Raw genomic sequence first — 13,945 nt, forward strand, 5'->3', positions numbered from 1 at the left:
TGATCCTAAATTTTCTTCGTGAGCATTCCAATTTTAAAAATAGAAGGGAGTTATCCAACATGTCAGAATTAAAACGAACACCATTATTTGAAATTTATAAAAACTACGGTGCAAAAACGATTGATTTTGGTGGCTGGGATTTACCAGTTCAATTTTCTTCTATTAAAGAAGAGCACGAAGCAGTTCGTACGCGTGCTGGACTGTTCGATGTTTCGCATATGGGTGAGGTAGAGGTCCGTGGGGCAGACAGTCTTGCCTTTTTACAAAAGATTGCGACAAACGATGTTTCGTTAGTAAAAGATGGTGGCGCGCAATACACAGCAATGTGCTATCAAGATGGCGGTACAGTTGACGATTTACTTATTTATAAAAAAGCAGATAATGATTATTTACTCGTTGTTAATGCTTCTAATATTGATAAAGATATAGAATGGCTCACAACAAATGCTTTTGGTGAAGTAACGATTAAAGATCTTTCAAATGACGTTGCATTACTTGCTCTTCAAGGTCCACTAGCTGAACAGGTTCTTCAAAAGCTAACTGATACAAACTTATCTGACATTAAATTTTTTACATTTAATGATGCAGTGAAAATTGCAGGTGTTAATGCATTAATATCAAGAACCGGTTACACAGGTGAGGACGGTTTTGAAATTTACTGTGCTTCAGCTAATGCTATAGAACTGTGGGAGAAGATTTTAGAGGCTGGAAAAGAAGAAGGCGTCGTCCCTTGTGGATTAGGTGCACGTGATACATTGCGTTTTGAAGTGTCTCTACCATTGTACGGTCAGGAGCTTTCGAAGGATATTACTCCGATTGAAGCAGGGATTGGCTTTGCTGTAAAACCAAATAAAGAAGCAGATTTCAATGGAAAAGCTGTATTAAAGGAACAAAAGGAAAATGGCCCAGCACGAAAATTAGTTGGGATAGAATTGTTGGACAAAGGAATTCCACGCTATGGCTATGAAGTATTTGTTAACGATGAGCAAATCGGTGAAGTAACAACAGGTACTCAATCGCCAACGCTAAAGAAAAATATCGGATTAGCGTTAGTGAAATCTGATTTTTCCGAATTAGGAACCGAAGTAGAGGTTCAAATTCGGAAGAAGAGATTGAAAGCTGTTGTGGTGGCAACACCTTTTTACAAACGCCCGAAAAAATAAACATAAGTGGTTTGGTCTAACCGGAAAGAAGGTATTTTTAGAAATTACCTTCTCCACACCCAGTATTGGACCGGATTTTCAATGAAATTTAAATATATTCACCTACGAGAGGGGTTCACAAGCATGAATCATCGTTATTTACCAATGACGGAACAAGATAAGCAGGAAATGCTTCAAGTAATCGGTGTACCATCAGTTGATGAACTGTTTCAAGATATTCCAGAAAGTGTTCGATTTAAAGGCGAATACAACATTAAAAAGGCAAAATCTGAAACGGAGCTTTTAAAGGAGCTCACACAATTAGCAGCTAAAAACAAGGATTTACGAAGCAATGCGTCGTTTTTAGGAGCTGGTGTTTATGATCATTACATGCCAATCATTGTTGATCATGTGATTTCACGCTCTGAGTTTTATACTGCGTACACACCTTATCAACCAGAGATTTCTCAGGGGGAACTGCAAGCTATTTTTGAATTTCAAACGATGATTTGTGAGCTAACTGGAATGGATGTTGCGAACTCATCAATGTATGACGGAGGTACTGCTTTAGCTGAAGCGGCGATGCTTGCAGCTGGTCAAACGAAAAAGAAGAAAATTCTTGTTTCGCAAGCGGTAAATCCTGAATCACGTGATGTAATTAAAACATATGCGAAGGGACAATACATTGAAGTTGTTGAGGTTCCAGTTAAGAATGGTGTAACAGATTTAGAGGCGCTAAAGCAGGAAATGTCTGATGATGTTGCAGCAGTTCTCGTTCAATATCCAAACTTCTTCGGGGCGATTGAACCGTTAAAAGAGATTGAACCTATTGCACATACAGGTAAAAGTATGTTCGTTGTGTCTTCAAATCCTTTAGCATTAGGGGCATTAACACCACCGGGCGCATTTGGAGTAGATATTGTAGCTGGTGATGCACAACCATTCGGAATTCCTACTGCATTTGGTGGACCACACTGTGGTTATTTTGCCGTAACGAATAAGTTATTAAGAAAAGTTCCAGGCCGTCTTGTCGGTCAAACAACAGATGAAAACGGAAAGCGTGGTTTCGTTTTAACGCTTCAAGCACGTGAACAGCATATTCGTCGTGATAAAGCGACATCTAATATTTGTTCAAACCAAGCATTAAACGCACTTGCTGCATCAGTAGCGATGACTGCGCTTGGTAAACAAGGTGTAAAAGAAATGGCGATTCAAAATATCCAAAAAGCAAATTATGCGAAAAATGCATGTATAAAAGCTGGACTCGATGTTCCGTACGCACAACCAATTTTCAATGAATTTGTAGTAAAGCTAACAAAACCAGTTCGTGAAGTAAATAAACAGTTGCTAGAAAAAGGAATCATCGGTGGTTTTGACTTAGGTAAAGTGTATCCTGAGCTTGAAAATCATATGCTTGTTGCTGTAACTGAGCTTCGTACGAAAGAAGAAATCGACACATTAGTGATGGAATTGGGGGATGGCAATGAGTAATCAAGATCAAGCATTAATTTTTGAATTAAGCAAACCAGGCCGTATCGGATATAGCTTACCAGAGCTTGAGGTTGAAGAATTGTCATTACATGATCTCATTCCAAATGATTATATTCGAAGTGAGGAAGCTGAACTACCAGAAGTATCTGAGTTAGATATTATGAGACATTATACGGCGTTATCAAACCGTAATCATGGTGTTGACTCAGGTTTTTATCCATTAGGATCTTGTACGATGAAATACAACCCGAAAATCAATGAAAATGTCGCGCGTATTGCAGGGCTTGCCCATGTACACCCACTGCAGGAAGAAGAAACCGTCCAAGGTGCAATGGAGTTATTGTTTGATCTACAAGAGCATTTGAAAGAAATCACTGGTATGGATGAAGTAACTCTTCAACCAGCAGCAGGAGCACACGGTGAGTGGACAGGATTAATGATGATTCGTGCGTATCATGAGGCAAATAATGATACGAAACGAACAAAAGTAATCGTACCTGACTCTGCACATGGAACAAATCCTGCTTCTGCTACAGTTGCAGGTTATGAAGCAGTGACTGTAAAATCAGATGAAAATGGCTTAGTTGATTTAGAGGATTTAAAACGTGTTGTTGGTGAAGATACAGCTGCCTTAATGCTAACAAATCCGAACACACTTGGCTTGTTCGAAGCAAATATTTTAGAAATGGCACAAATCGTTCATGATGCAGGTGGAAAGCTTTATTATGATGGTGCGAACCTTAACGCAGTATTAAGTAAAGCACGACCAGGGGACATGGGCTTTGATGTAGTCCATCTTAATCTTCATAAAACATTTACAGGACCACATGGTGGTGGTGGACCAGGATCTGGCCCTGTTGGCGTAAAATCAGATCTTATCCCATATTTACCAAAGCCAGTGCTTGTTAAAACAGAAGAAGGCTATCATTTTGATTACGACCGACCACAATCAATTGGCCGCGTAAAGCCTTTCTATGGTAACTTTGGTATTAATGTTCGTGCTTACACGTATATCCGTTCAATGGGACCTGATGGCTTAAAGGCTGTTACAGAGTATGCGGTATTAAATGCAAACTATATGATGCGTCGTCTTGAGCCGCATTACGATTTGCCGTTTAATCAGCATTGCAAACATGAGTTCGTGTTATCAGGAAAGCGTCAAAAGAAGCTAGGCGTGCGTACGCTTGATATCGCTAAACGCTTGCTAGATTTCGGCTATCATCCGCCAACAATCTACTTCCCGTTAAATGTTGAAGAATGTATTATGATTGAGCCAACAGAAACGGAATCAAAAGAAACACTAGACTCATTTATTGAGGCGATGATTCAAATAGCGAGAGAAGCGGAAGAAACACCAGAAATCGTTCAGGAAGCACCACATACTACCGTCATAAAACGTTTAGATGAGACAACTGCTGCAAGAAAACCAATTTTAAGATACCAACGATAAAGTGAGACTTCCATCAGTGGGGGGTTCTTCATCTCCCACTGATGGTTAGCGAGACTTATCACGCTCAAAACGCCACATCCTGTGGCTTCGCCTGACTTGGACGTCCTGTCCTTCGTCGGATCTTTACGGGCAGTTATCTCCCGCTTATCTTCTTTGCTTCTCTCGAATCTTGAAGTGGGAGTTTTACTGCCCGTTAAGGTGGGATAAAGTGAGAACTGACTTGCTGTGTGGGTTTGACCCTTACAGTAGGTCAGTTTTTTGTGGTTCCTTGGCGAAAAGCAAAAAAATCACAAACATTATGACTAGTTTTTAGAAGCTTTGTCGACTTGGAGGAAAACGGTACCACCCTTGAAGAATAAGTAGAGTAAGAAAAAATAAAGGGATGGTGAGGTAGATTGGCTATTAAGTATGTAACGATTTCAAAAGCTGCTTCTCTTATTGGAGAAAAAACATATTTATTAAAAGAGTGGGAAAGAGATTTTTCAGAGTTTATTACCATTGAGCGAGATGAGAAGAACGCAAGAAGATTAACAATGGAAAATATCGAAATTTTACGGAAAATCAAATCGTTTAAAGATAGCAATATGGATGAACAAACAATAAAGCAGCTTTTACAAAATCAAAATGGATCAATAGCTACCTCGAAAACTCAAGTAGATCAGGAAGACGTCACAGAAATCAAAGAGTCTCTTTCGAAAATTACAGCATTTATCGATTCGACAGAGGTGCAACAAGTTCTGGAAATGAATGCACGCTTAAAAGAACTAGAGCAAAATATTGTGTTTTCCATTAGTCAACAAGTGAATGAAACGGCTAAGCTGCAAACGGAAGTAGCAAGAATCGAATTTTCTGATGTTCAGGAAATGATCTCATCTTTATCTGATGCCTCTGTAGTTGAACGGGAAGTATTTAAGGAAGAAGTTCACCGTGAACGCGAACTTTTCCGAAATCAAACAGATTTGCGAGAAGAACGATTCTTGGCCTTTATTAAACAGCACCAAAACAGACAAGAGCGCATTAAACAGGAGCAAAGATCAACAGGCTTGTCGTTTATTAAACAATTTATCGGTTTTGCTAAATAAACTGTAAAAAGGTCGTTCAAGTCGATTGGCGAGAATATCCCCCTGCAGGTAGACAGTGTTATAAGACCATTTTAATTATGCGGTCTTACACTAATGCTTGGAGGGGGCTTTTCTATGACAAAACAGGAAGATTGAACTATATTGTTTTATCCAATATAGTTAACGGGTGGTAACACCTCCATTGATGGAACTCTCTCTGTAAAAATCAAATTATTTAGTAAAGGATGATAAAAATGGAGAATACATCAACAACACTTACGATGACTCGTCGCTTTGATGTGACTGCGGAAAAAGTATTTGATGCCTGGCTGAACCCAGAAATGATGAAAAAATGGTTTTTTACAATGGAACCAACGAATAAAGTGACAAAAAATGATCCTCGTGTGGGTGGATCTTGGGAAATTGTTGACCATAGAGAAGGGAAAGATTACAGGGCAATCGGTGAGTACATAGAAGTTGATCCACCAAGTAAATTGGTTTTCACATTTAAAATGCCGCAATTCAGTGATATGGAGGACAGAATTTCCGTTGAAATTAAACCTGTTGAAAATGGTTGCGAGATGACCTTCACACAAATAATTGTCATTCCTCACGAAGAAGGTTGGACTGAGGGAGACATTGAAAAAGCACATAATGAATATAGTAGTCAAACCGAACAAGGTTGGTATTATATGTTTTTAGGGTTAAAACAATTAGTTGAAACGGGTAAAGTTAAGTATCCATCTTAAAGAACATTCATGAGCAACAAATAAGATGAGTGGGAATAACTGCCGGTAAAATTAACATTATAAACAGAGACATTACTATAAAAGGTAAAGCCATTGTGCTCAGGTTGAATACCGAATCACAATGGCTCTACTTTTTGTTTAGGATCTTGTACTGTGGATAAGCACGCGGCATCCAGATCAGCGCCTAGCCCCTCGAGGTCTTATGCTTGCCTTAGGCTGATCAAGGCGCTTGCACTTTTGTTCTTCCAGTTCAAACTGCAATACTTAGTTCACTTTGTTTTTTACCTTTATTTTTCCTGTCCAACCTTTAAATCCACCTTTTAGGTAGTTTAAATCATTGTAGCCTTTTCGTTTTAGCATTTGTGCTGCACGGCCACTGCGAGTTGTATTTTGGCAATATAAGTACACCGGTTGGTCTGGACGAATTTCTTTATAGCGTTGACGTAATTGGGAAAGTGGTATGTTTCTTGCACCTAAAATATGACCGCCCTCAAATTCATTAGGTTCACGAACATCAATTAATTGCGCTTTGCGATAGCCTGAACGGAATTCTTCTTCTGTTAATTGTTTCATTATCTTCCGTTGGTAGAAAAAAGTAATCGCAGAGTAAATAAGCATCGCTGATGTTAAAATAACTAGTAACAAAACTGTTGTCAAAATGTTCGACCCCTTTATATGTTGTTTTCTTGTTTGTATCCTCAGATAAACTCTAATGTAGACTTCTATTATTATATAGAAGCTTGTCTAAATTGTCATCAGATAACATGCAATATTATTCCCATCCATCCCAAATTCTGCTAGACTAAAATAATAAAGTGCGACTTTCATCAGTGGGTGTTTTCTTTATCCTCCACTGTTTGTAAGCGAGATTTACCTTGGATTTTACGGGCAGTTTTCAAAATTCATAACCTTCACTTTGTAGATTCACTAAAAGTTTATGGTTTGGATGTTACAGTTCGTTAATGCGGGAGAAAATTCAAAAAAAGAAGGGTTATATGATGACGAAAGAAGTTTGGCGGTATATTGATTCAGGCAATTGCTCACCATCCTTTAATATGGCATTGGATGAAGCGTTATTAAAATGGCATAGTGAAGGGGAAATTCCTCCTACAATTAGGTTTTATGGCTGGGACCCTGCCACACTTTCGATTGGGTATTTCCAAAAGGTTGAAAAAGAGATAAATTTAGACGCTGTTAAAAAATATGGCCTAGGGTTTGTCAGAAGACCTACAGGTGGTCGTGCAGTTTTGCATGACAAAGAGCTTACATATAGTGTCATTGTTTCCGAAGAGCATCCGGAAATGCCTCAAACGGTGACTGAAGCCTATCGTGTCATTTCTGAGGGGATTTTAGAAGGTTTTAAAAATTTAGGTCTTGATGCATACTTTGCGATTCCACGGTCAGACGAAGAAAAACAAGGATTAAAATCTCATCGTTCAGCGGTTTGTTTTGATGCACCTTCTTGGTATGAGCTTGTTGTTGAAGGACGTAAAGTAGCTGGAAGTGCACAAACTCGTCAAAAGGGCGTTATCTTACAGCATGGTTCTATTTTGCTAGATCTTGATGAGGATATGTTATTTGACTGTTTTAACTATTCGAATGACAAAGTACGAGAAAGAATGCAACGAGCATTTAAAGGTAAGGCTGTTGCAGCAAATATGCTCCGAGAAGAACCTGTCACAATTGAAGAAGCGAAAAAGGCGTTTAAAGCTGGTTTTGAAAAGGGCTTACAAATTGAATTAGAACCTTATGAGTTATCATCTGAAGAACTTGATTATGTAAAGAAAATTGCTAGGGAAAAGTATGAAAGTGAAGAATGGAATTTTAAGCGTTAAAGTAGGAAGAATAGTCAAAGATGTGATCTTAATGGTCGCATCTTTTTTTTATCTCTACTAACAATAAAATGTTGAAAAAAATTTTTTTCGACAAATCCAGTTAGAAACCTTGTTTTATCAACAATCTACGACAAATTTAACTATGCAAGTTACAAAATTCTTCAAAAACCATTATTTACGGTTTAGAATCTTGGTCAAACTCAAGTTTTCGTCTTTTTTTAACTAGTTATTGATTTGACAAAACAACAACTATTTGACCTATAAATCTATATATGGTATTGGTGGTGGAATGTAATTGCTATATATTGAATTGTGAGATGCGGTATGGTAAATTTAATCAGATGTTTTACTAGAAGGATAGATAGAGGAGTTGGTACAATGACTGTTGGTACTGAGCAGAAGATGAGTCTGAATGTTGAGAAACTAAATAAAGATATTTCCGCATTTCCACAGGTTCATCCAATAACAGAGGATATGAAGTTAACACATAAAGGTGTATCAAGACTGGTTATGCTTGATCGTTATACGTTTAAGGATACGGAGAAGATTACCTTATCTGAAGGGGACTTTGTTGTTCTTACAATTAAAGAGGATCCAAAATTCCCTGCGCGTGGACTTGGTTATATTAAAGAAATAGACTGGGAAGCAAAAACAGCAATCGTTCTTGTAGATGATGAATATCGTCATTCATTAGACAAACCTGAGGAAGTAGAGACAGGTTTCGTAAAACGCTCATTAGACGTCATTGAGAAGCCACTTGAAATCTTTTACGAACAAATTGCCAAACGTAACGCAACTGGCTTAGCATCTGTAGAATCTACGGAAGAGAAACGCAACGAATGGTTCGAGAAGTTTTATCAAGAATTAGTCAGTTTAAACTTTATCCCAGCTGGACGTGTATTGTATGGAGCTGGTGCTGGTACGGACGTTACTTATTTTAATTGTGCGCGCAACGTTGCCTAATACAAAGGACGTGAGAAATCACTCCTCAAAATAGGCGGACATAAAATTAATGTCTAACTTTAGAGATGAATTATTAGGGGAAGTTCCTAACTAGTTTGAATACTGGCAAATTAAGCCTGAGGGTACGACAGGCATAATGAGTACTATCATTTTTGTCTGAAGCTCGTTAACTAGGCGAAAACCGATCCTGAGATGGTAGGGAAGTAGTCGTGGCGCTATAAAAAAGATATGGTGAGAATGTTCCTAAGGAACTGACGAACCTCCGAATGTACGGCTCGTAAAAGTAGGGAGATGAAAATGAACATCTTCACCTGTAAATGCAGGTTCAGTCTTGGTTAAAGTATTGCAGTTTGCTTTGACTAATTTTATCCCTTAGAGGATAAAAGTCTTGAGTCCACCAGTAATGGGCAAAAAGACGGCTGACGGGTTAAAGGATGGCACCTAAGTCTTTATGTAAAGCTAGTCTCTAAGGAACGTTGGAAGCCAACAAGAGAATGTTAAGGAATGGTACTTCCAAAGTCTCTAAACAGTAGGAAATGACTGTTGAATGTTGGTGGCGGTTAGCCCGTAGTAGTGTAGAAATAGGGTAATTCCTATGGAGCGAAGGGGCATAGTCTACCGAACTTTATTAAAAGTTAATAATAAGTAATCTAATTGAAGCTTGTTAAGGAAGCCGTTGTGCAAACCTGACTAAAGCCATACCACCAAAGAAAGGCGGTGGTGCAAAATGGTACAAAAACTTAACTATCCGAACGGTGAGCGTGAATTCAGAAAAATTCAAGATAGATTTTATAAAGAAACGTTGGAATGTATGGAAAAGGGTAACAGAATTTCATTTAAAGGATTAATGGAAATAATAACTTCTGATGCAGTTATTATTAGTGCCATACACAAACTAAAAGCCAACAAGGGGAGCCAAACACCGGGAAGTAATGGGAAAAATATTAGAGATTCTTTTCTAGAACTAGACCTTGAGGTAAGTATAGGGAAAATCAAAAATAGTTTAAGCCATTATAAACCTGGAGATGTAAGAAGAAAGTGGATTCCCAAACCTGGTAAAAGTGAAAAACGTCCACTAGGGATACCTGATATTGAAGATAGAGTCATACAAGAATGTGTAAGGTCAGTAATTGAACCCATTCTAGAGGCACAGTTCTTCAAACACTCATATGGATTTAGACCTATGCGAGACGCAAGTATGGCCCTTGAGAGAGTGTCAGACATAACCCAAAAGACAAATTATCATTGGATAATTGAAGGAGATATCAGTAAATTCTTCGATAAAGTCAACCACACTATTCTCATAAAGAAGCTTTATTCAATGGGGATTAAGGACAGACGAGTTCTAATGATAATTAAGCAAATGCTAAAAGCAGGAATCATGGATGAAATTAAAACTAATGAGCTTGGTACTCCACAAGGTGGAATTATTTCTCCACTACTAGCAAACGTATATTTAAATAGTTTCGACCATTGGATATCCAACCAATGGGAAACTAAACGTACTAGACATAACTATAGTAGGATAGACGGTAAATATGCACAGCTAAAGAAAACCAATCTCATACCATGTTTTCTAATTAGATATGCTGACGATTGGGTTATCGTCACAAATAGTAAGAAAAACGCCGAAAAGCTAACTCTCAAGATTCAAAAATTCTTAAGTGAAAAGTTAAAACTTACCTTGTCGATGGAGAAAACTAAAATAACAAACATCAGAAAACGACACATAACATTTCTTGGTTTCGATTATAAAAAGGTTAAAGGAAATGGAAAATTTGGATGGATATCAAGAAGCAGACCCAATAAAGAAAGATTCCTTAGTAAGATTAATGAGATTAAAAATGACATTTATATGATTAGAAAACGAGATACAATTGAAAAGAAAATCAATGATTTAATCATAGTCAACTCAAAAATTAGAGGGATTTTGAATTATTACAAGTTTGCGACTTGGATAAGTGTGGAGGCTAAGAAATACTCAAGAGTACTGAGCTATGCAGGGTGGAACTCTCTAGCACCAATAGGAGCGAAATGGATTCCAGCCAACCACGTGGATAATCTTAGAAGTGTGCATGGGGAATATACAACCGGCATTCCTGCTATCGAATATGGGGACAACAAAATTAAGATTGGTCTAACTAACTTATCATTTATTAGATGGGAACAAGCCAAACTTAAAAGAGTTAAAGAAACCCCATACACAGAAGAGGGAAGGCAAATATATTTCAAAAGAACATTCAAGAGGCAACCATTGCATAGGGCAGATGATTTACTCAAACACCGACTTTCGCATGCGATAGCATACTCAAATCGTATAGCATCAAAAGCTAAATACAACTTCGAATATATGATGAACAGTTGTTATGCATTTAACAGAGACAAAGGGAAATGTAGGGTCTGTAAGGAATTTCTACTTCCAGAGGAAACACATACCCATCACATAGATCCGAAGTTGCCTTTAGACAAGGTCAACAGAGTGGTGAACTTAGCATCTGTACACAAAGCCTGTCACAAATTAATCCATGAAGATGTAAACCTTAATCTTCTTGAAGAAAAAGTGAAGAAGAACGTTCAAAAGTTTAGAGAAAAGCTAAAGTAACAACAATTAGATAATTTATCGGTAGATGGGGCGCCGTGTGCGGTGAAAGTCGCACGCACGGTGCTAACCGGGGGAAAAGAACGCCTTACATGTAATGGTGAAGGACTGTTCTTACCTATCGGAACTACGTTATGCCATTTGTGCAAGATTCACGAGAAGGTATTTCGGAGCATCGTAAGCAGGTCATGGAAATCATGAGTCGCGGTGGCGGTGTCGGAACAAATGGATCAACATTACGTCCACGAAATACGTTAGCGCGTGGCGTAAACGGGAAATCATCAGGATCTGTATCTTGGTTGGATGATATTGCTAAATTGACACATCTTGTTGAGCAAGGTGGAAGTCGCAGGGGTATGTAGATCATTCAAGTGCTCCTGCGTAAAAAAACCTCGTGAATTGCTGGGAAATCTTTACATGACTTACTGGCTACAACGTAACTGGAAACGGTAAGCGTGAATGCTTAAAAACAGCAAGTGGATAAAGACAATCAGCAGCCAAGCTCCTTAAATGGAGAAGGTTCAACGACCATCGAAAGCACGTCTAGAATGACGGAAGCAAGTAGAGTAGGAATCAAGTGATTCCGAAGTGCGAGGGCACTCACAAAGAGTGTAAGATATGGTCTGAACTCTATGGTGACTTAGAGAGTTGATCTAACGAATCAACGTAACAAAATGGCACAAATGATTATGTTATCAGATTGGCACCCTGACATCATTGAATTCATTATCTCAAAGATGCAAAACCCAAGAATTTTACGTTATTTAATCGAAAACACAAACGATGAAGCGATTAAAAAATACGCTCAAGATAAATTAAAATTCACTCCACTAACGCAACAAGAAATTGATATGTATCAAGGTATTGTGAACTATAAGCAAATTCCTGGCACAGGTGGATTCAGTGAAAAAATTATTAAAGATGCAGAGTTAAAGCTAATGACAGGTGGAACATACAGTGTCCATAATTCGGAATTTTTAACTGGTGCAAACATTTCTGTCACGTTAACAAAAGATTTTATGGATGCAGTTGAAAAAGATGCTGACTATGAACTGCGTTTCCCAGATGTGGAAAGCTACAACGAAGAAAACATGAAAGCATACAATGAAAACTGGCATAAAGTTGGCGATGTCCGCGAGTGGGAAAAAGAGGGCTATAAGGTACGTACGTATCGGAAAATCAAAGCAAAAGAGCTATGGAACCTTATAAACATTTGTGCGACCTATTCAGCAGAGCCAGGTATTTTCTTCATCGATAACGCAAATGATATGACGAATGCAAAAGCATACGGTCAACAAGTTGTTGCAACAAATCCGTGTGGTGAACAACCTCTCGCACCATTTTCTGTTTGTAATTTAGCTGCTGTAAACTTAGCAGAGATGGCTGACAAAGAAACTAAAACAGTTAACTTTGAAAAGCTGAAAAAAACAGTTGAAGTCGGAGTCAGAATGCAAGACAACGTGATCGATGCCACTCCATACTTTTTAGAAGAAAATAAAAAGCAAGCATTAGGCGAACGCCGCGTGGGCTTAGGTGTAATGGGCTTACATGATTTGCTCATTTACTGTGAAACGGAGTACGGTTCAGAAAAAGGAAACAAGCTTGTTGACAAAGTGTTCGAAACAATTGCAACAACAGCTTACCGTGCTTCGATTGAATTGGCGAAGGAAAAAGGAAGCTTCCCTTTCTTAGTCGGTGAAGGCGAAGAAACAAATCGTCTTCGTGAAGCATTTACACAAACTGGCTTCATGAGTAAAATGCCTTCTGATATTTTAGAAGGTGTGAAAAAGTTTGGGATTCGTAATTCACATTTATTAACTGTTGCTCCGACTGGATCTACTGGGACCATGGTTGGCGTATCAACAGGCTTAGAACCTTACTTCTCATTTTCTTACTTCCGTAGTGGAAGATTAGGGAAATTCATTGAAGTGAAAGCAGATATTGTTCAAGAATATTTGGACCAGCATCCAGAAGTGGATTCAACTAATTTACCGTCTTGGTTTATTTCAGCAATGGAATTACCTGCAGAGGCACATGCTGATGTACAATGTATTATCCAACGCTGGATTGATAGTTCAATTAGTAAAACTGTAAATGCTCCAAAAGGGTATACAGTTGAGCAAGTTGAAAAAGTGTATGAGCGTTTATATAAAGGTGGTGCCAAAGGTGGTACTGTTTATGTAGACGGAAGTCGTGACACACAAGTATTAACGTTAAAAGCAGAAGAAAATACTTTTGATGAGACTGAGAACGAAGTGACGAAAGAAAAAGGGAAAGTCGTACTTGTTGATACAATTAATGATTTACGCTCAACAGATGTAACAATCGGGAATGAAGTAGGAAATACATGTCCAGTATGTCGAGAGGGTACAATAGAAGACCTGGGTGGCTGTAATACATGCACTAGCTGTGGCACACAGCTAAAATGTGGGCTATAAGGAATCGTTTGCAAAGAGGGTCTGACTTTTGTCAGACCCTCTTAATCACTAGTTCAAACACCTAACAGATTGTGGTCATTTGACGCTTAGGAATTGGAGGTGTAAAACACGTTTTCATTCTTGAATATCTTATTTCCCCTAGACTGCCCAAGGTGTTTACGCTCTTCTACCACTTGTAATGATGAACAATCTCATGTAAAATTAAGGTTGATTTTGT

The 13,945-nt window shown here is 38.3% G+C and carries 8 protein-coding genes and 3 pseudogenes; 10 read left to right on the forward strand and 1 reads right to left on the reverse strand.

Annotated elements, in window-relative coordinates; all coding sequences use genetic code 11:
- The first annotated feature begins 59 nt into the window (after positions 1 to 59).
- The 5 genes from gcvT to K9V48_RS10750 all read left to right on the forward strand — a co-directional run bounded on the left by gcvT (position 60) and on the right by K9V48_RS10750 (position 5,893).
- Positions 60 to 1,163, forward strand: a complete 1,104-nt coding sequence (gcvT, locus tag K9V48_RS10730; RefSeq protein WP_224139003.1) for a glycine cleavage system aminomethyltransferase GcvT — start codon at positions 60 to 62, stop codon at positions 1,161 to 1,163.
- A 123-nt stretch (positions 1,164 to 1,286) separates the two neighbouring features.
- Positions 1,287 to 2,633, forward strand: a complete 1,347-nt coding sequence (gene gcvPA, locus K9V48_RS10735; protein WP_224139004.1) for an aminomethyl-transferring glycine dehydrogenase subunit GcvPA — start codon at positions 1,287 to 1,289, stop codon at positions 2,631 to 2,633.
- Complete coding sequence (gcvPB, locus tag K9V48_RS10740) at positions 2,626 to 4,083, forward strand: aminomethyl-transferring glycine dehydrogenase subunit GcvPB (protein WP_224139005.1); 1,458 nt, start codon at positions 2,626 to 2,628, stop codon at positions 4,081 to 4,083. The genes gcvPA and gcvPB overlap by 8 nt, the downstream gene beginning before the upstream one ends.
- A 395-nt stretch (positions 4,084 to 4,478) precedes the next feature.
- Positions 4,479 to 5,165 (forward strand): MerR family transcriptional regulator, encoded by a 687-nt coding sequence (locus K9V48_RS10745; protein WP_224139006.1) that lies wholly within the window; start codon positions 4,479 to 4,481, stop codon positions 5,163 to 5,165.
- 233 nt (positions 5,166 to 5,398) lie between these two features.
- On the forward strand, positions 5,399 to 5,893 hold the full coding sequence (locus K9V48_RS10750; RefSeq protein WP_224139007.1) for an SRPBCC family protein: 495 nt from the start codon (positions 5,399 to 5,401) through the stop codon (positions 5,891 to 5,893).
- Between the two features lie 264 nt (positions 5,894 to 6,157).
- Here K9V48_RS10750 and K9V48_RS10755 read toward each other — a convergent pair whose 3' ends face one another.
- On the reverse strand, positions 6,158 to 6,511 hold the full coding sequence (locus K9V48_RS10755) for a rhodanese-like domain-containing protein (protein WP_224139035.1): 354 nt from the start codon (positions 6,509 to 6,511) through the stop codon (positions 6,158 to 6,160).
- Positions 6,512 to 6,891: 380 nt separating this feature from the next.
- Here K9V48_RS10755 and K9V48_RS10760 point away from each other — a divergent pair, with 380 nt between their 5' ends.
- The 5 genes and pseudogenes from K9V48_RS10760 to K9V48_RS10780 all read left to right on the forward strand — a co-directional run.
- Positions 6,892 to 7,728, forward strand: coding sequence for a lipoate--protein ligase family protein (locus K9V48_RS10760; RefSeq protein ID WP_224139008.1), 837 nt, complete (start codon positions 6,892 to 6,894; stop codon positions 7,726 to 7,728).
- 378 nt (positions 7,729 to 8,106) lie between these two features.
- Positions 8,107 to 8,673, forward strand: a pseudogene (locus K9V48_RS10765) (ribonucleotide reductase N-terminal alpha domain-containing protein); the annotation flags it as partial.
- Positions 8,674 to 9,418: 745 nt separating this feature from the next.
- The gene (gene ltrA / locus K9V48_RS10770; protein ID WP_224139009.1) at positions 9,419 to 11,293 is read left to right on the forward strand and encodes a group II intron reverse transcriptase/maturase; all 1,875 of its coding nucleotides are present in this window, start codon (positions 9,419 to 9,421) and stop codon (positions 11,291 to 11,293) included.
- A gap of 104 nt (positions 11,294 to 11,397) precedes the next feature.
- A pseudogene (locus K9V48_RS10775) lies at positions 11,398 to 11,646 on the forward strand (ribonucleotide reductase barrel domain-containing protein); the annotation flags it as partial.
- Between the two features lie 321 nt (positions 11,647 to 11,967).
- Positions 11,968 to 13,728: pseudogene (locus tag K9V48_RS10780) on the forward strand (vitamin B12-dependent ribonucleotide reductase); the annotation flags it as partial.
- Positions 13,729 to 13,945: the final 217 nt, after the last annotated feature.

The organism is Metabacillus rhizolycopersici (genome assembly GCF_020075705.1).